Raw genomic sequence first — 17106 nt, forward strand, 5'->3', positions numbered from 1 at the left:
CGCCTAAGCCGCTGCGGCCGGGCTTGATGCCACGCCCGGCGGCAGGAAGCGCCTGTCGTTGACCCGCGCCGATGCCCCCACGCGGTCCAAGTAGGGGGTGATGCCGCCGAGGAACAGGGGCCAGCCGGCGCCCAGGATCATGCAGAGGTCGATGTCTTCGGGGCCGGCCACCACGCCCTCGTCCAGCATCAGGCCGATCTCCTCGGCAAGGGCGTCCTGGGTGCGCCGCAGCACCTCTTCACCTGAGGACGGTGCGGTGCCGAAGGACATCAGTGCCATGGTGGACCCGGGGATGGCGCGGGTCCCGTCCGGAGCCGTTTCCCAGAGGCCCTTGACGCCGTTGTCTATGAGTTTCTGCAGGTTGGCGGAGACGGGGAAGCGACTGCCGAAAGCAGCGTTCAGGGACTCCTGGACGTGCTGGGCCACCGGAAGTCCCACCATCGCGAGGAGCGTGAACGGGGTCATCGGCAGGCCCATCGAGCGCAGGGCGTTGTCAGCCACCTCCGCGGGCGTCCCTTCGTCGAAGGCCGCGGTCACTTCGCCCATCAGCCGGAGCAGGATCCGGTTCACCACGAAGGCGGCCGCATCCTTGACCAGCACTCCCGTTTTCTTGAGGGTCCTGGCGAGCTCGAACGCGGTGGCGAGGACCTCGTCCCCGGTCCGCGGGGCACGGACGATCTCCAGCAGCGGCATCACGGCCACCGGGTTGAAGAAGTGGAACCCCACCAGGCGCTCCGGGTGCTGCAGGTCCTCGGCCATGGCGGTGACCGACAGCGAGGACGTGTTGGTGGCCAGGATGCAGTCGGGCCGGACGATGCCCTCCAGCTCGGCGAACACCTGCTTCTTGACGCCCAGCTCCTCGAAGACGGCCTCGATGACGAAGTCGGCGTCGGCGAAGGCTTCCTTGGACACGGAACCGGTGACCAGCGCCTTGGTCCGTGCAGCGGCATCAGGGCTGATGCGCTCCTTTGCCAGCAGCTTGTCCACCTCGGCTTGGACGTAGCCAACACCTTTGTCCACCCGGGCCTGGTCGATGTCCGTCATGACCACGGGGAGCTTGAGCTGGCGGGCGAAGAGCAGCGCCAGCTGGCTGGCCATCAGTCCGGCACCCACCACGCCCACCTTGGCGACCGGCCGGGCCAGGCTCCGGTCCGGGGCGCCGGCCGGGCGCTTGGAGCGCTTCTGGACGAGGTCGAGGAAAGCGTAGACCGTTGCCCGGAACTCATCCGTCTGCATCAGCTCCGCCAGGGTTTCGCATTCCAGCGCAGCGGATTCCCCCTGCCCCAGGGTGCGGTTGGCTTCGAGGAGGTCAAGGACCTTGCCCGGGGCGGGAGCCGCATCCGAGGTCTTTGCGGTGACGAACTGCCGGCCTGCCGCCACCGCGGCGGCCCACCGGGCGGCGGTGTCCGGCGCGGAAGGGTCGACGGCGTTGGGGCGTTCCGGAACAACCTCCCCGGTAATGACTCCCGCAGCCCAGGCCAGGGACTGCTCCAGGAAGTTGTCCGGGCCGAAGAGGGCGTCCGCCATGCCATGGTCGAAGGCCTGGGCGCCGGTCAGCGTCCGGTTGTTGCTGAGCGGGTTCTCGATCATGACCTGGACTGCGCGTTCGGGGCCGATCAGGCGGGGAAGGAGGTAGACGCCGCCCCAGCCCGGCACCAGCCCGAGGAATGCTTCCGGCAGCGCCAGCGCGCCGGCGCCCGCCGAGACCGTCCGGTACGTGGACTGCAGGGCCACCTCGAGGCCGCCGCCCAAGGCCGGGCCGTTGACGAACGCAAAGCTCGGAACCCCCAGGTTGGCAAGGGTCCGGAACACCTCATGGCCAAGCTGTGCCATCCACAGTCCGTGTTCGCGCTTCGCCAGGGATTTCACCGCCGAGAGGTCCGCGCCGGCAACGAAGTAGGAGGACTTGCCCGTGATGCCGACGCCGGCGATCTCCCCGTTCGCCGCCCGTGTCCGCAGTCCCTCGAGCACGGTGCCGAGTTCCACCAGGGTGTTCGGTCCCAGGGTTGTGGGCTTGGAGGCCTCCAGCCCGTTGTCCAGGGTGATGAGGGCGAATGTGCCGGCCGCGCCGGGCAGGTCGACGTCCCGGACGGTGGAGTGGGTGACGGTCTCGTCGGGGAACAAGCTGGCGAAATCGGAAAAGTCTGCGGCGCTCATGACGGGGCTCCTTAGGACGGGGATGTATCCCAGATGTTACTCACCGGTAACTTCGCCCGCAAGGCCACCGTCCCGCCCTCATTCTTCGGCTGCTGCCACGGCGGCCTTGGGTTCCTTGGGCGGCAGCGGCTGCGGATTGAGGAAGGCGCCGGCAACTAGCGGCGCGGTGAGTTCCACCTGCCAGTCCCGTGCGCCCAGGGCTCGCAGCTCGGCAGCCACGGACGCCTCGCTGATGTGGGCGGGCGGCCGCCATGCCACCCGCCGGAGGAAATCAGGAGTCAGGAGGTTCTCCAGCGGCAGGTTCAGCTGTTCGGCCTTTTCCTGCAGCAGGGGCCGGGCCGTGGCCAGCCGCGCGGCGGCATCGGGGTCGCGGTCCGCCCAGACGCGGGGCGGGGGCGGGGCGTTCGTCGCCAGGTGCAGCGGAGGCAGTTCCTCGAGGTCCCGGGCGGCGGCAATGCACCGCAGCCAGCGTGGAGCCTCCCGCTGTGCCGCCCTGCCATGGAATCCCTTGGTGCCCAGCAGTTGCGGCACGGTGGCGGGCATGGCCTTCGCGGCCGCCACCAGGGCGGAGTCGGGAATCAGCCGTCCCGGTGCCACGTCCCGTTTTTGTGCCAGGGAGTCGCGTTCCAGCCACAGCTCCCGGACGGCGGCGAGCTGGCGGCGGTCCCGGATCTGGTGCAGGCCGGAGGTCTTCCGCCAGGGATCAACCCGCGGCGGGGCCACGCCGGCAGCGAGGATGGCGGCAAATTCCTGCTCGGCGTACCCGAGCTTCCCGTCGGCTTCCAGCAGCTCCACCAGCTCTTCACGCAGCTCGCTGAGCACCTCGACGTCGAGGGCGGCGTAGCGGAGCCAGGGTTCCGGTAGGGGCCTGGTGGACCAGTCCGCTGCCGAATGTTCCTTGGCGAGGCTGAATCCCAGGAGCTGCTCGATGACCGCGGCCAGGCCAACCCGGGGCAGGCCCGCCAGGCGTGCGGCGAGTTCGGTATCGAAGAGCTTGTCCGGCCACATGCCCAGCTCCAGGAGGCAGGGCAGGTCCTGGGTGGCCGCGTGGAGGATCCATTCGACGCCGCGGAGGGCGTCATTGATGATGGTGAGGTTCTCGAAGGGTTCGGGATCGATCAGCCAGGTGCCGGCGCCCTCGCGGCGGATCTGGACCAGGAACGCCCGCTGCCCGTAACGGAAACCGGAAGCGCGTTCGGCGTCAACCCCCACAGGGCCCGTGCCGGCAGCAATGGCGGCGGCGCACCGCTCCAGCCCGGCCTGGGTTTCGACGACCAGCGGCACGCCCTCCCGCGGTGCTGCCAGCTCGATGATTTCGGGGATGGGGCTGTCGAAGCCTTCCACCGTGATGTGGGGTGCGGTATCAGCAGCCGGGACGCCGGCCGTGGTGTTTTCCGGAATGTTAGGGGTCATGATGCCCTTAGTTTACCGGGCAGCCCCGGAAAGGCGGCCTGCCTGCACTCCGGCAGCGGTGCGCGTGCATTAGTTCCGGCGCCGATGCGGCAGGGGCGTCACGCCGTCGGGCAGCGGAGGCAGCCCGGCGAACGTGCACACCATGTCGGACCACGCTTCAAGGTGGGCAGTGACGTCGGAGGACGCCGGGGTCCAAGACGCCCGGAGCTCGATGTCGATGGACCCCGGCCGTTCAGCGAGGGTGCCGAAGCTTTCGGACAGGACCCGCGTGGCCGTGCCGCCCGCTGCCCGGTAGGGCGCCTTGTGGTTCTCCAGCGCTTCCACCAGCCAGGTCCAGGCCACCGTTCCGAGCATTTCGTCGTTGCCCATCTCCGGCTCCAGCTCGGCCCTGATGTAGGTCACGATCCGGAATTCGCCATCCCAGACGGCCGAGCCCTCAGGGTCGTGGAGAAGGATGAACCGCCCGGTTGCCAGCTCCGTTTCGGAGTCGTCCCCGGAACCCGCCGCGGCCGCCAGGGCCATGGCGGCGGGTCCGTGCAGGGGAGTGGCAGGAGTGGCGGCACCGGGCGCCATGACTTCTGCTCCCAGGGCGACGGCGAAGGGCGCAAGGCGCGCGGGCGCGGGAATTTCCGCGAGGCGGAGTTCCTTGCGGCACTGGGCTTTCCTGAGGGTTCCCAAGGCGTGGAGAAAATCCGGGGGAACCTGGTCAAGTGCGTTCACCTTGGCAGATTACGCAACAGGCCAAGCCAGAACGGGAAGGCTCGCCGTCACCGGCGGCCTAGGTGCCCTGCCCGCGCCGGTAATCGCGGAGTTCTTGGCGGATTGCGGCAACGAAGGCATCAACATCCTCCTCGGTGGTGTCGAAGGAGCACATCCAGCGGACTTCCCCGGCGGCCTCGTTCCAGTCGTAGAACCGGAAGGACGTGCGGAGCCTGTCTGCCACGCCCGGGGGCAGCATGGCAAAGACGCCGTTGGATTCGGTTTTCTGGGTGGGCCGGACGCCGTCGATGGTGTCGACGGCGGCGCGCAGGCGGGCAGCCATGGCGTTGGCATGCGAGGCCGACCGCAGCCAGAGGCCGCCCTCGAGGAGGGCGATGAACTGGGCGGACAGGAACCGCATCTTGGAGGCCAGCTGCATGTTCATCTTGCGGAGGTAGACCAGCCCGTGCGCGGCCTCCGGGTTGAGTGCCACCACCACTTCGCCGAACAGCAGGCCGTTCTTGGTGCCCCCGAAGGAGAGGATGTCCACGCCGGCATCCCGTGTGAAGTCCCGCAGCGGAACTTGCAGGTGGGCGGCCGCGTTGGCCAGCCGGGCGCCGTCCATGTGCAGCTTCATGCCCCGCGCGTGGGCATGGTCCGCGATGGCGCGGACTTCCTCCGGGGTGTAGCAGGTGCCAAGCTCGGTGGTCTGGGTGATGGAGACGGCGAGCGGCTGGGCGCGGTGTTCGTCGCCCCAGCCCCAGGCCTCGCGGTCGATCAGTTCGGGCGTCAGCTTGCCGTCCGGGGTGGGGACGTGCAGCAGCTTGATGCCGCCGATCCGCTCGGGGGCGCCGTTCTCATCCATGTTGATGTGCGCGGTGGAGGCGCACACCACGGCGCCCCAGCGCGGCAGCAGCGACTGCAGGGCCAGGACATTGGCACCGGTCCCGTTGAAGACGGGAAAGCATTCGATGCCTGGCCCGAAGTGCTCCGCCATCAGTTCTTCCAGCCGTGCCGTGTAGTCATCCTCCCCGTAGGAGACCTGGTGCCCGTCGTTGGCGGCGGCGAGGGCCGCGAGGATCTCGGGGTGGACGCCGGAGTAGTTGTCCGAGGCAAAGCCGCGCACGCCGGGATCGTGCAGCCGCGCCGCGTGCCCGGTTTCTGCCGTTGTTGTTGTCATGCTTTTGCTCACGCTTTCAGTCTAGGTACAGTCACTGCGGCGGCGGGCCGGCCAGCCGGAGGCGCGTGCCGTTCAGTTCGTCCGCGGGCGCCTTGAAGAGCCGGACGACGGCGGCCGCCAGCTCCTCCACGTCCGTGGCGCCCGGGAAGGAGCGTTCCGGGTGGCTGCGCCGCAGGCCCTCGTCCACCAGGGCTTTCACCACCAGCACGACGGCGGCAGCCTGCCCGCCGTCCACCTTGCGGAAGCCGTCTGCCATCGCCATGGTCCAGGCCTCGGCGGCCGCCTTGGCTGCGACATAGCTGGCCACACCTGCCGTGGGGTGGTCAAGGGCCGTGGAGGAGACCATAACGAACCTGCCATTGCCCGAGGCGGCGATGTCATCGAAGAACACGCGGGAGACATTGCGCAGTGTGGTGACTGCGCCCTGGTGCAGGAAGTCCCAGTCCTCGTCGGACTGGTCCGGGATGCCGGAGGCGCCACGCCAGCCGCCCACCAGGTGGATCACCGCGTCCACCGGCCCCGCGGCTGCGGAAACTTCCTCCCGCAGCCGCCGGACGTCGTCGAGCCTTGCAAGGTCGCACACCAGGGGGGTGACGCCGTCGCCCGCCTGCTGTGCCCCTGCCTCGATCCTGTGCTGGTCGGAGCCGACCGTGAAGACCCGGCAGCCGGCCTGGTGGAGCGCGCGGGCCACCGCCACACCGGAGGCGCCGCTGCCGCCCGTGACCAGGACGTTTAGCGGTAGCTCGCCGTTCCGGGGGCTGCTCACAGTGCCGAGCTTCCGGTGATGCCGGCGGTGGATTCGATAACGGGGCGCATTTTCTTTTCCAATGCCTCGTAGAACATGGACAGCGGGAACTCGTCGTCCAGCACCTGGTCGGTGAGGCCCCGCGGCGGACCCGCGAGGGGCAGCGCCTCCGGTCCCTTGGCCCAGACTGACGCCGGATTCGGCGTGACGGTCGCGGAGATCAGCTCGTAGGCGGCCAGCCAGTGGGCGGTCTTGGGCCGGTCGATGGAGCGCCAGTACAGGTCATCAATGGCGGTGCCGAGGGCAATGACGGCGTCAGCCACTTCATCCCAGTCGATGGTGAGCCGGGTGTCGGTCCAGTGGAGGACATGGTGCTGGTGCAGCCACGCGAAAAGGAGCTGTCCGCCCAGGCCGTCGTAGTTGCGGACCCGGCTGCCAGTGATGGCGAAGCGGAAGATGCGGTCGAAGATGATGGCGTACTGCACCAGCTTCGCGTGCCGGCGTGCCTCCGGATCCGCGTCCTCGTCCTGCTCGATCCGCACGGACTCGCGGAAGGCGGTCAGGTCGCAGCGGAGCTCTTCCAGGGAGTACAGGAAGAACGGCATGCGCTGCTTGATCATGAACGGGTCGAAGGGGAGGTCGCCACGCATGTGGGTGCGGTCGTGGATCAGGTCCCACATCACGAAGGTGGCCTCCGTGAGGTCCTGGTCGGCGAGCATGTCCGCGGCACCTTCGGGCAGGTCCAGGCAGGTGATCCCGGCGGCCGCCTTTAGGACGCGGCGGAAGCGGGCTGCTTCCCGGTCGGCGAAGATTGCGCCCCACGTGAAGGTGGGGGTTTCGCTGACGGCAACCGTTTCGGGGAAGAGGACGGCGGAGTTGGTGTCATAGCCGGCCGTGAAGTCCACGAATCGGATGGGGACGAACAGCTTGTTGGAGTAGTCTCCGCTTTCCAGCCCGGCGATGAATTCCGGCCAGATGACCTCGATGAGGACTGCTTCCACGACGCGGCTGCTGCTGCCGTTCTGCGTGTACATGGGGAAGATGACCAGGTGCTGCAGGCCGTCACGGCGCTGCTCCTGTGGTTGGAAGGCGAGCAGGGAGGACAGGAAATCGGGCACGCCGAACCCGCCGGCCTGCCACGCTGCGAAGTCGCTGCAGGCAGCATCGAGGTATGCGGCGTCGTGCGGGAACGCGGGGGCCAGGGCCCGGACCGCGGCGATGATCTCGTCAACGGAAGCGGAAGCCGCGGCATGCGCTGCCGTGTCGGGGATTGAACCGTCCTGCGCCTGCAGGAGCTGGAGTGCCGCGGCCGCGGCCTTGAGCCGGAGCCAGTCCGGGTTGGTGGCGGAGATTCCGGTCAGGGCGGTGGTCAGAACTTCGGTCATCGTCGGCTGCCTTTCTGGTTGCTTGCTGTCTATGGGGAGCGTAGCAAGCAGCCAGAAGAACTAATCTGAAAAGCGGTCCAGCCCAAGAAACACTGTTGCTCAGGGCTGAACCGCAGGGCCCGAGCCCTCCGCGTGCTGGGGGATCAGGCCTCGGTGCTTCCGCCGCTGACCTGCGGTTCTTCCCGCGGAACCAGCTTCAGGGACACGGAATTGATGCAGTAGCGCTGGTCCGTGGGAGTGCCATAGCCTTCGCCCTCAAAGACGTGGCCAAGGTGGGAGTCGCAGGTTCCGCAGCGGACTTCCACGCGGTCCATGCCAAGGGTGCGGTCATGGATGTAGCGGACCTTCCCCTCAGCCAGCGGAGCCCAGAAGGACGGCCAGCCGCAATGGGAGTCGAACTTCTCGTTGCTGGTGAACAGTTCCGTCCCGCAGGCGCGGCACTGGTAGGTGCCCGCCGTGTGAGTGTCCCAGTACTCTCCCGTGAAGGGACGCTCGGTGCCGGCCTGCCGCAGGACGTAGAACTCCTCCGGAGTCAGTTCCTGCCGCCATTCGGCATCGCTTTTCCGGACGGTGCCGGTTCCGTCGGCGGTTTCCGTGGCGGACTCCTCCCGGGTGGTGTCCTGCCCTGCGGCAGGATCCGCGACGGCGTGGGTGGCCCGGTTACCGAAGATGCTGTTTCCGAAGATGTTCATACGGTTGTCAACGCTCAGGAGTCGCCGATAAATCCCGAGCCCGCATACAGGTGCAGCACGGGCACGCCCAGCCGATCCTGCGCCTTGTTGGCCCAGTCCGTATGGAAGGTGTCGGCCACGGCATGGGGCCGGGTGATCACCACTGCCTGGGACGCGCCGGTCTCGCGGACTTTGGCCACCAGGCCGTCAACCGCTCCGCCCTCCACCACCTCACCTGATACGCCGCTGCCCAGTCCTTCGAGGGCAGCGACCGAGGCCGCCAGTGTTTCCGCCGCGTGGGCCCGCTCGGTGCCCGGATCAGGTGCGCCCGCTGTCAGTTCCCGGAAAGCCTTGGCAATGTCCAGCAGGGAAAGGTTCTCGAGGAAATCCACCAGCAGGTGCCGCTCGGTGTTGGCGGGCACCAGGACAAGGAGGCGTGTCTCTGCTCCGTCCACAAGCCGTTCGATGTTCACGCGGTCGTCCGCGCCCAGGGGTTCTTCGGTCAGGATGACGATGGGTTCGCTCATGGCCTTAGCCTAGCCCTGCGCCCGGGGAGCCGCACCCGGTCACCGCCCGGCTCCCGGGTGCGTCCGCGGTCCAGGAATGCGGGCTACCGTCCGCGGGCGGTAAGAATAGTGCCATGGCTCTTTTCCAGCGCACCGGCCCGGTCCCCGTATCACCCGCCAGCGAATCCGGCGGCATGTCATCGCGGGCAAAGTGGGCCATCGGCGGCGCGATAGGCGGCGGGGCCCTGGCCGGACTCCTTGCCACCGGCTCGTCGGCCCTGGCGGTCTACTTCGCCCGGCGGGTCATCACCCCTTCCCGGCAGCGGACCGCGGACCAGGAGGTGCTGGCCGTGATCCGGGACGGCCAGAAACAGCAGGTGATCTTTGCCGCCACCGACGACACAACCGTGGACGGTTTGTATGGGTTCTTCTTCGACGGCGGCCAGGGGCACGCGCGGATCGGCCGGATCGTGTCTTATTCTCCGTCGGAGCGGACAGTGCTGCGCGAAGTGGAAGCCGTGTACGCCGGCGACCTTTCCACTGCACGCTGGGGCTGGTGGAGCGGGGCTGTCTACCCGGACCCGGCCGCCGTCGGGCTTCCAGCGGAGGACGTGGTGATCCCGGTGGACCGCGGCGAGGCGCCGGCGTGGCTGGTGCGTGCCGGTGCCACTGCCCGGACGTGGGCGGTGATGGTGCACGGCCGGGGCGCCAGCCGGCAGGAGGCGCTGCGTGCCGTGGGCCCGGCGCTGGAACTCGGCCTGACCAGCCTGCTGGTCTCCTATCGCAACGACGGGCTCGCGCCCTCGGCCGGTGACGGGCGGTATGGCCTGGGCTCCACGGAATGGCGGGACATTGAATGCGCCATTGAGTACGCGCTGGCCAACGGCGCCGAGGAAATCGTGCTGTTTGGCTGGTCGATGGGGGGTGCCATCTGCCTGCAGACCGCCGATCTGTCCCGGTACCGTCACCTGATCCGTGCCATGGTGCTCGATGCCCCGGTGATCGACTGGGTGAACGTCCTGGCGCACCATGCGCAAATGAACCGGATTCCGTCCCTGGTGGGCCGGTACGGGCAGCTGATGCTCGGGCATCCGCTGGGACGCAGGCTGACCGGGCTCGCCGCGCCCGTGGACCTGAAAGAGATGGATTGGGTGTCCCGTGCCGTGGAACTGCGGACACCCACGCTGATCATCCACAGCGTTGACGACGAGTATGTGCCGTACAAGCCGTCCACGCTGCTGGCGGAACGGAATCCGGAGATGGTCACCTTCGAGCCCTTCCACCAGGCCCGCCACACGAAGGAATGGAACGTGGACCCGGAACGCTGGGAGCGTCTCGTGAAAGCGTGGCTGCGGCAGCAGCTTGCGCCACGGCTCAATCCGGGCGCCAGGTAGCCCCGGTCCGGCAACTGTTGAGCCGCAGGCGGTCCTAGGCCAGGGAGCTGATGGGTGCTGTGGCGGCGTTGGTCAGGCGGACAAGGTCCGCCGGGGCGAGTTCGATATCCAGGCCCCGCTTACCCCCGGAAACGAGCAGGCTTTCCAGCGTGAGGGCGCTGGAGTCCAGCACAGTGGGGGAGGGCAGCCGCTGGCCAAGCGGGGAGATGCCGCCAAGGACATAACCGGTCCTCCGCTGGGCAGCAGCGGGATCAGCCATTGCCGCCTTCTTCGCCCCCATGGCGGCGGCGAAGGCCTTCAGGTCAAGGCTTCCGCTGACAGGCACGATCCCCACCGCCAGCTTTCCCTCCACCTCGACCATCAGCGTCTTGAACACGCGGGCCGGATCGATGCCCAGGACTTCCGCGGCTTCGGTCCCGTAGCTGGCCACCGCGGGATCGTGGGTATAGGGGTGCAGCACAAAGGGAACCCCGGCTGCGGTCAGTGCCGCTGTGGCCGGGGTTCCCTGGAAAGCGCTCTTCCGTGCCACCGGTACGCGGATCAGGCGCGGACGCCGCCGGCAGCGGCCACCTTGCGCTTGATCCTTCCCAGCATTGCCGTCATGCCGCGCATCCGCAGCGGCGTGATGGCCCTGGTGAGGCCGAGAAGTTCGGGCATGTCGTCGGGCACCGAGAGGATCTCTTGGGGAGACAGCCCGTCAAGCCCCTCATGCAGGACGCCGGCGAAACCGCGCGTGGTGGGAGCCTCGGCCGGGGCCTTGAAGTACAGGCGCACGGCAGGCGCCTGCCCGCCGTTGTTCTTCTCCGTCTCAATGGTGAGGAACAGCGGCGACTGGCACTCCACCACCTGCTCGAGGAGCTCGGGATGGTCGTTCAGCCGCTCCGGAAGCGGCGGCAGTCCCTCGGAGAACTCCAGCAGCAGCTGCAGCCTCTCGGGTTCGCTGAGGGCCTGGAAGTCGTCGACGATGGCCGCCAAGGCGGAGGGCAAGGCTTGAGTAGTCATCAGTCCAAGTTTACGCGGGACGGTGTCCGCGTCAGACTCCTGCCGGGACGGAAACGGAACCGCGCTCGGCGCCCTTGACGATCGGGACGCGGACAGCATTGCCCCACTCGGTCCATGAGCCGTCATAGTTGCGGACGGACTCGAAGCCCAGGAGGTACTTGAGGGCGAACCAGGTGTGGCTGGAGCGCTCGCCGATGCGGCAGTAGGCCACGACGTCGTCGCCCGCGGTGAGGCCGGCCTCGCCCAGGTAGATGGCCTCGAGTTCCTCGCGGCTGCGGTAGGTGCCGTCAGCTGCGGCGGCCCGTGCCCAGGGGACGGAGGCGGCAGTGGGGATGTGGCCGCCGCGCAGGGCGCCTTCCTCCGGGTAGGCGGGCATGTGCGTGCGCTGGCCGGTGTACTCCTCGGGGGAGCGGACGTCGATCAGCGGCCCGGTGCCCAGATGCGCCAGGACGTCTTCCTTGAATGCACGGATGGGGGCGTCGTCGCGCTCCACCACGGGGTAGTTGCCGGCGGCGGGTGTGGGCTTGTCCTTGGTCAGTTCACGGCCTTCGGCAATCCACTTGTCCCGGCCGCCGTCGAGCAGCCGGACGTCCTGGTGGCCGAAAAGGGTGAAGACCCACAAGGCATAGGCGGCCCACCAGTTGGACTTGTCGCCGTAGATGACCACTGTTGTGTCCCGGGAAATGCCCTTCGACGCCGCGAGCTTGGCGAAGGCGGCTCCGTCCACATAGTCGCGCGTCACCTCGTCGTTCAGGTCCGTGTGCCAGTCAATCTTCACGGCACCGGGAATGTGGCCTGTTTCGTACAGGAGCACGTCCTCGTCGGACTCAACGACCACCAGGCCGCCGTTGGCCACGGCACCCTCTGCAAGGGCTGCAGCAAGCCATTCAGTGGAGACCAGGCGCTCGGGGTGGGCGTAGGCGGCGAACTTCTCGTTCTGCTCAACGGGGTAGGGCATTGGTGATGGCCTTTCATTAGAGACACGGGAGGACCGCTGGACCTGGAGTGGCACCGGCGTCGTGACCTGTTCCCACACTAGCCAGCGCCCCGCACGTTGTCCGTATTCCGTTAACAGGACGAAATGTTGCCTTGGTCACTGCGGCGCCGGCAGCAGGCCGGGGAACCGGGCGGGGCACCGCATTGCCGGTATCCTTTCTGGGGACCTCCTACCAGCAGAACGGACCACCTTGGTACAGATCGAACAGCTTGCCGCCCGCACCCCGGCAGTTTCGGTGGATGAACTCCTCCAGGGCTTCTATCCCTCGCCCCGGTTCGGCCAGGTGTCATTCGCCAGCTACCGTCCGGACCCCAAGCAGCCGAGCCAGGCCGCGGCAGTCCGGGCACTCCAGGGTTTCGCCGACGGCGTGGGCCCGGCCAACGGCGGCGGCGGCCTGTTCAAGAAGCTGTTCGGCAAGAAGGACGACTCCCGCGCCGGGATCTACCTGGACGGCGGCTTCGGCGTGGGCAAGACCCACCTGCTGGCCTCGCTGTGGCACGCGTCCCCAGGCCCCAAGGCCTTCGGCACGTTCGTTGAATACACCAACCTGGTGGGCGCCCTGTCCTTCCGGAAAACCGTGGATGCGCTCAGCAGCTACAGGCTGGTCTGCATTGACGAGTTCGAACTGGACGATCCGGGCGACACCGTCCTGATGTCCCGGCTGATGAGGGAACTGGCCGACGCCGGCGTCAAACTCGCCGCAACGTCCAATACGCTGCCTGGCTCCCTGGGTGACGGGCGGTTCGCAGCGGTGGACTTCCAGCGTGAGATCCAGGTGTTGGCGGACCAGTTCGACGTCATCCGGATCGACGGCGAGGACTTCCGGCACCGCGGGCTGCCAGCCGCGCCGGCGCCCCTGAAGAACAGCGAACTCTCCTCGCACATGAAGGCGGAGTTCGACGGCAAGACGGTTGCCCAGGACGAATTCTCCACGCTGATCCACCACCTCGCGGGCGTGCACCCCAGCCGTTACCGGCAGCTGATCGACGGCATCGACGGCGTGGTGTGGCGCAACGTGGAAACCATCACCGAGCAGGCCGTGGCGCTGCGGTTCGTGGTCCTCGCCGACCGCCTCTACGACAAGGACGTCCCCATCCTTGCCAGCGGTGTCCCGTTCGACAAGCTCTTCACCGAGGAAATGATGACGGGCGGCTACATGAAGAAGTACTTCCGCGCAGTATCCCGCCTCACCGCGCTGGCCCGCGAGGGCCAGAACCACGAACCCTCCTAGCGGCTAGCCTGCAGACCGGGGGAGGCGGGGCTTCAGGACGGCCCGGACCAGCAGGCCGGCAGCCAGTGCCCAGAATGCCGAGCCGATGCCCAGGAAAGCCAGCCCGGACGCCGCAGCCAGGAAGGTGACGGACGGGGCAATCCTGTCCTCGGGATCGGCCAGTGCCGCGGAGACTGCGGCGGCCAGGGTTCCCAACAGCGCCAGTCCGGCCACGGCTTCCAGCATCCCCCCGGGCGCGGCGTTGACCAGGGTTACGAGGGCCGCTGAGAATGCAGCCAGGACCAGGTAGGCAAGGCCGGAGGTGACACCGGCAACCCACCGCCGGCTCCGGTCGTGGCCGGCCTCTTCACCCGCGGCAAGCGCGGCGCTCAGCGCGGCGAGGTTGATGGCATGGCCACCGAAGGACGCGCCGAGGGCAGTGCCCGCGCCGGTCACCAGCATGGCCGGCCGCCACGGTGTGTCGTATCCGAAGGAGCGCAGGACTGCCACCCCGGGCACATTCTGTGAAGCCATGGTCACCACGAACAGCGGAAGGGCTACGCCCACCATGGCCTGCAGGCTGACCGACGGGGCGGTCCAGACCAGCGTGGGCAGCAAAGTTGTTTGCGGGATGCCTGTCCCGCTGGCCGCCAGCGCAACGGCGATCACTCCGAGGGCAACCAGCAGGGCACCCGGCACTGCCCAGCGCGGCGCGAACCTCATTAGCAGCAGCCAGCAGATGATGACCGGACCCACCAGCAGGGGGACGGTGCCCAGGGCCTTGAACGGTGCGAGGCAAAGCTGCAGGAGCACGCCGGCGAGCATGGCCTGCGCCAGCGACGTCGGGATCCGTGCCATCAGCCGGCCCAGTGCCGGCACCAGGCCGGTCAGGGCTATCAGTACCCCCGTGGCAAGGAACGCGCCGACGGCGGCCGGCCACCCGCCGTCGGCCGCTCCGGATGTGGCCAGCAGCGCCGCCCCGGGCGTGGACCACGCCAGGGTGACCGGCACCTTGGAACGCCAGGCCAGCAGCACAACGCCGAGGCCCACGGCCAGCGTCAATGCCAGCAGGCCCGACGCTGCCTGGGCGGGGTCGGCACCCGCCGCCTTCAGGCCGGTGAGGACAACCGCGAAGGATGAGGTGAAGCCCACCAGGGCTGTGACGATGCCCGCAACAATAGGCCGCGAATCCAGCCCCGATGGGGCGCCGGCCGATTGCAGTTTGAAGGATGCAGGGGACTTCGCCATACCCGCAGGTTACCGGTGCCGGACGGCACGGCGGGAATCGGACTGCCTAAGCCCGATGCGGGATCCGGCCGGAGCGGGTTAAACGCCAAGGGCGCGGGTGCCGCCTCCCGGCGGGACCCGCGCCCCGTTGACGTACTAGGGCAAAGCCCTGGCCAAATCCTTTACGGTGTCCTGTCAGCCGGTGGAACCGGATTGACGGGAGGGACCGGGGGAACCTGCCCGGCGGCAGGTGCCTGGCCCGGGGTTCCGTTTTTGTCAATGAGCTTGGAAGCGCCATTCTGGATCTTGTCGACGTGGCCCGAGTATTTGCCTCCGGTCTTGGTGTCGACGAAATCACCGGCCTTGCTGATGCCGTTCTTGATGGCCTGCTCGTTGCCACGGATGAGACCTTGAGCTTTGCCCTTTAGATCGCCAATTAGTCCCACGAGCACCTCCCTTCAATCGCGGAGCCAGGTCGCTCCTCGCGCATTCGATCCTAGACCTGCCGGAAAGGCCTGCCAAGGACATCGGGAGCTTTGGCCGTTCGCCGGCAGCGCAATCACGGGGGTGCAAGAGTTCCGGACAACAAAAAAGCAGCTCCGAAGAGCTGCTGCAAAGTGTGGGCGATACTGGGATCGAACCAGTGACCTCTTCCGTGTCAGGGAAGCGCGCTACCGCTGCGCCAATCGCCCGGAACCGGAAGACCGGCGTATGGGTTGTGTAAAAGGTAAGAGAGCGGACGACGAGATTCGAACTCGCGACATCCACCTTGGCAAGGTGGTGCTCTACCAGCTGAGCTACGTCCGCATGTGCGTTCCGGCCGAAACCGGACTGCGTTGTGGCAAGTGACCTTGCCGAGTGGGCGATACTGGGATCGAACCAGTGACCTCTTCCGTGTCAGGGAAGCGCGCTACCGCTGCGCCAATCGCCCATTGCACCGGATGGCATCCGGAAACCATGGTTTTCACCGAGGTGGGTACGGGATTCGAACCCGTGTATACGGCTTTGCAGGCCGCTGCCTCGCCTCTCGGCCAACCCACCGTGTAAGCGCTGATTCCGGGGAACCGTTGCTGTGACAGTGTCCTGCGAGCGGACGACGAGATTCGAACTCGCGACATCCACCTTGGCAAGGTGGTGCTCTACCAGCTGAGCTACGTCCGCATTTTGGAGGGTGATTCGCTGCCGTTCCCGGCATTTCCTCGCGTTCCAACGAGTAAAAACAATATAGGAGGTTCCGGGATTCTCCAAATCGGGGGCGCCGCAGCCGGCGCCGATGTGCCTGCTTCCCTGCAATGGCGCGGAAGTGGCCAAGTTACAGCTGTGTAATTCCCGACGGCGGCGGGCCGGAGTTCTCCTAAAGGGGGACCTGCCTGTGGTCTTCTTGAGTGACATTCAGGGAATGTCGATGCCTGGGTGCCGCCGATTTTTGAAATGGCGGAAACGTGGGCTAGCATTCAAATGCATCAGGGCGATTGGCGCAGTGGTAGCGCGCTTCGTTCACACCGAAGAGGTCACTGGTTCGAACCCAGTATCGCCCACCAGAGATTGGTCCGTTTCCGCTCAATGAGCAGGGGAAGCGGACCTTTTTTGTGCCCGGAGCATCGCCCGGAGACTTTGTCGGCCCCCTGTGAAAGAGTCTTTTCCATGACTGATCCGCTTCTTGCCCACGCCACGGAATACGGCCGGATGTACGCCCGGTCCACGTCGGAGCAGTTTTCCGTGCCGTCCATTACCACCGTCATCAGCCAGCAGCCGCATGGCATGGACGGGTGGTTCGGGTACATGGGGGCCAGCAGCCTGGCGAAAGATCCCCTGCTGGCGGACTGCCTGGGCAGCCCAGCCAAGATCAAGCAGGCAATCAACCGGGCGGCCAAGGCGGCCGAAACCTACCGGGATGAGGCAGCCCGGCGCGGGGACCGGGTGCATAACTACTGTGAACAGGTGGCGCTCCGGGCACTCGGCCGCCCCCATGCCATGAAGGAAGCCCGGGAAGCCCTGGCGGCCAACGGTGAAGAAGCGTTCGCTGTCCGGTTCGACGAATGGTGGGAGCTCTTCCGGGTGGAACCCATCGCGCCGGAAATCACTGTGTGGAACAACTCCGTGGGGTACGCCGGAACGCTTGACCTCGTTGCCCGTATCAACGGCCGCGTCTGCCTGATCGACTACAAGACCAAGGGCACAACCCGTGACGGCGCAGTCAAACCGCTGGATGACAAGGTGGTCATGCAGCTGGTGGCGGGCATGAAGGCGGAGGAAAGCCTGGTGGACCCGGTCGCGGGAACCTGGGAGCCCTGGAAGTACGGTGACAACCCCGTGCTGCTGGCAGTGGCCATCGGCGAAACCGAAGTCCGTCCCGTGCGTGCCAACCCCGAGGTCCTCAAGCACCACTGGTGGAAGTTCTGCGCACTCCGCCGGGTGTGGGAGTTGTCCGCGGACACAATAAGCGCCGGAACGGCGCTGCTTCCCATCGCCCCGCCGCCCCTGGTCCCTGCCGGGACGCCCTGACGCCGGTTACTGCAC

16 protein-coding genes and 6 tRNA genes are annotated in these 17106 nt (G+C 67.4%); 4 read left to right on the top strand and 18 right to left on the bottom strand.

The features are described from left to right. Positions 1-3 precede the first annotated feature (3 nt). The 8 genes from AC5RU7_RS15170 to AC5RU7_RS15205 form a co-directional block, all read right to left on the bottom strand. Positions 4-2157 (bottom strand): 3-hydroxyacyl-CoA dehydrogenase NAD-binding domain-containing protein, encoded by a 2154-nt coding sequence (locus AC5RU7_RS15170; protein WP_494052927.1) that lies wholly within the window; start codon positions 2155-2157, stop codon positions 4-6. Positions 2158-2235: 78 nt separating this feature from the next. Then, positions 2236-3570, bottom strand: a complete 1335-nt coding sequence (locus AC5RU7_RS15175) for an HRDC domain-containing protein (RefSeq protein ID WP_494052928.1) — start codon at positions 3568-3570, stop codon at positions 2236-2238. Between the two features lie 69 nt (positions 3571-3639). Continuing rightward, on the bottom strand, positions 3640-4290 hold the full coding sequence (locus tag AC5RU7_RS15180; protein ID WP_494052929.1) for a DUF3000 domain-containing protein: 651 nt from the start codon (positions 4288-4290) through the stop codon (positions 3640-3642). A gap of 58 nt (positions 4291-4348) precedes the next feature. Then, positions 4349-5449, bottom strand: a complete 1101-nt coding sequence (locus AC5RU7_RS15185) for a threonine aldolase family protein (protein WP_494053008.1) — start codon at positions 5447-5449, stop codon at positions 4349-4351. Positions 5450-5480: 31 nt separating this feature from the next. Then, positions 5481-6215 carry an SDR family NAD(P)-dependent oxidoreductase gene (locus AC5RU7_RS15190; protein WP_494052930.1) on the bottom strand — a complete coding sequence of 245 codons (735 nt, stop codon included), beginning with the start codon at positions 6213-6215 and terminating at the stop codon, positions 5481-5483. Continuing rightward, entirely contained in the window at positions 6212-7579 is a 1368-nt protein-coding gene (locus AC5RU7_RS15195) for a DUF6421 family protein (protein WP_494052931.1), read from the bottom strand. Before AC5RU7_RS15195 ends, AC5RU7_RS15190 begins: the two co-directional genes overlap by 4 nt. Before the next feature lie 143 nt (positions 7580-7722). Next, a complete protein-coding gene (gene msrB / locus AC5RU7_RS15200; RefSeq protein ID WP_494052932.1) occupies positions 7723-8271 on the bottom strand; it encodes a peptide-methionine (R)-S-oxide reductase MsrB in 549 nt (182 codons plus the stop codon). A gap of 14 nt (positions 8272-8285) precedes the next feature. After that, positions 8286-8777: a hypothetical protein gene (locus AC5RU7_RS15205; protein WP_494011046.1), complete on the bottom strand. Its 492-nt coding sequence runs from the start codon at positions 8775-8777 to the stop codon at positions 8286-8288. Between the two features lie 113 nt (positions 8778-8890). Here AC5RU7_RS15205 and AC5RU7_RS15210 point away from each other — a divergent pair, with 113 nt between their 5' ends. Beyond that, positions 8891-10150, top strand: a complete 1260-nt coding sequence (locus AC5RU7_RS15210; protein ID WP_494052933.1) for an alpha/beta hydrolase family protein — start codon at positions 8891-8893, stop codon at positions 10148-10150. Between the two features lie 34 nt (positions 10151-10184). Here the strand turns inward: AC5RU7_RS15210 and ybaK are convergent, their stop codons facing one another. The 3 genes from ybaK to AC5RU7_RS15225 are packed head-to-tail and all read right to left on the bottom strand — an operon-like array spanning position 10185 to position 12110. Next, on the bottom strand, positions 10185-10679 hold the full coding sequence (gene ybaK / locus AC5RU7_RS15215) for a Cys-tRNA(Pro) deacylase (RefSeq protein ID WP_494052934.1): 495 nt from the start codon (positions 10677-10679) through the stop codon (positions 10185-10187). Between the two features lie 11 nt (positions 10680-10690). Next, positions 10691-11152, bottom strand: coding sequence for a SufE family protein (locus tag AC5RU7_RS15220; RefSeq protein ID WP_494052935.1), 462 nt, complete (start codon positions 11150-11152; stop codon positions 10691-10693). Positions 11153-11183: 31 nt separating this feature from the next. Further along, positions 11184-12110 carry a sulfurtransferase gene (locus AC5RU7_RS15225; RefSeq protein ID WP_494052936.1) on the bottom strand — a complete coding sequence of 309 codons (927 nt, stop codon included), beginning with the start codon at positions 12108-12110 and terminating at the stop codon, positions 11184-11186. 229 nt (positions 12111-12339) lie between these two features. On the opposite strand from AC5RU7_RS15225, the gene zapE reads away from it, so the two are divergent. Further along, the gene (gene zapE, locus AC5RU7_RS15230; RefSeq protein ID WP_494052937.1) at positions 12340-13380 is read left to right on the top strand and encodes a cell division protein ZapE; all 1041 of its coding nucleotides are present in this window, start codon (positions 12340-12342) and stop codon (positions 13378-13380) included. Positions 13381-13383: 3 nt separating this feature from the next. Here zapE and AC5RU7_RS15235 read toward each other — a convergent pair whose 3' ends face one another. From AC5RU7_RS15235 to AC5RU7_RS15265, 7 genes are all read right to left on the bottom strand, one after another. Continuing rightward, on the bottom strand, positions 13384-14607 hold the full coding sequence (locus tag AC5RU7_RS15235) for a benzoate/H(+) symporter BenE family transporter (RefSeq protein WP_494052938.1): 1224 nt from the start codon (positions 14605-14607) through the stop codon (positions 13384-13386). 161 nt (positions 14608-14768) lie between these two features. Further along, positions 14769-15032 carry an antitoxin gene (locus AC5RU7_RS15240; protein ID WP_494052939.1) on the bottom strand — a complete coding sequence of 88 codons (264 nt, stop codon included), beginning with the start codon at positions 15030-15032 and terminating at the stop codon, positions 14769-14771. Between the two features lie 174 nt (positions 15033-15206). Then, a tRNA-Val gene (locus AC5RU7_RS15245) sits at positions 15207-15278 on the bottom strand. A 42-nt stretch (positions 15279-15320) separates the two neighbouring features. After that, positions 15321-15393: transfer RNA gene (locus AC5RU7_RS15250), tRNA-Gly, on the bottom strand. Positions 15394-15445: 52 nt separating this feature from the next. Further along, positions 15446-15517: transfer RNA gene (locus tag AC5RU7_RS15255), tRNA-Val, on the bottom strand. A gap of 39 nt (positions 15518-15556) precedes the next feature. Next, a tRNA-Cys gene (locus AC5RU7_RS15260) sits at positions 15557-15627 on the bottom strand. A gap of 47 nt (positions 15628-15674) precedes the next feature. Continuing rightward, a tRNA-Gly gene (locus tag AC5RU7_RS15265) sits at positions 15675-15747 on the bottom strand. 305 nt (positions 15748-16052) lie between these two features. Here AC5RU7_RS15265 and AC5RU7_RS15270 point away from each other — a divergent pair. Both AC5RU7_RS15270 and AC5RU7_RS15275 read left to right on the top strand, forming a co-directional pair. After that, positions 16053-16127 (top strand) — tRNA-Val (locus AC5RU7_RS15270). A gap of 103 nt (positions 16128-16230) precedes the next feature. Further along, a complete protein-coding gene (locus AC5RU7_RS15275) occupies positions 16231-17091 on the top strand; it encodes a cytochrome (RefSeq protein WP_494052940.1) in 861 nt (286 codons plus the stop codon). The last annotated feature ends 15 nt before the right edge of the window (positions 17092-17106 follow it).

Source organism: Arthrobacter sp. K410C, assembly GCF_059090105.1.

Excerpts from the sequence above, each read along its gene's own strand:
- AC5RU7_RS15170 (WP_494052927.1), bottom strand. The coding sequence starts at position 2,157 with ATGAGCGCCGCAGACTTTTCCGATTTCGCCAGCTTGTTCCCCGACGAG.
- AC5RU7_RS15175 (WP_494052928.1), bottom strand. The coding sequence starts at position 3,570 with ATGACCCCTAACATTCCGGAAAACACCACGGCCGGCGTCCCGGCTGCT.
- AC5RU7_RS15185 (WP_494053008.1), bottom strand. The coding sequence starts at position 5,449 with ATGACAACAACAACGGCAGAAACCGGGCACGCGGCGCGGCTGCACGAT.
- AC5RU7_RS15195 (WP_494052931.1), bottom strand. The coding sequence starts at position 7,579 with ATGACCGAAGTTCTGACCACCGCCCTGACCGGAATCTCCGCCACCAAC.
- msrB (WP_494052932.1), bottom strand. The coding sequence starts at position 8,271 with ATGAACATCTTCGGAAACAGCATCTTCGGTAACCGGGCCACCCACGCC.
- AC5RU7_RS15205 (WP_494011046.1), bottom strand. The coding sequence starts at position 8,777 with ATGAGCGAACCCATCGTCATCCTGACCGAAGAACCCCTGGGCGCGGAC.
- AC5RU7_RS15210 (WP_494052933.1), top strand. The coding sequence starts at position 8,891 with ATGGCTCTTTTCCAGCGCACCGGCCCGGTCCCCGTATCACCCGCCAGC.
- AC5RU7_RS15220 (WP_494052935.1), bottom strand. The coding sequence starts at position 11,152 with ATGACTACTCAAGCCTTGCCCTCCGCCTTGGCGGCCATCGTCGACGAC.
- AC5RU7_RS15225 (WP_494052936.1), bottom strand. The coding sequence starts at position 12,110 with ATGCCCTACCCCGTTGAGCAGAACGAGAAGTTCGCCGCCTACGCCCAC.
- AC5RU7_RS15235 (WP_494052938.1), bottom strand. The coding sequence starts at position 14,607 with ATGGCGAAGTCCCCTGCATCCTTCAAACTGCAATCGGCCGGCGCCCCA.
- AC5RU7_RS15275 (WP_494052940.1), top strand. The coding sequence starts at position 16,231 with ATGACTGATCCGCTTCTTGCCCACGCCACGGAATACGGCCGGATGTAC.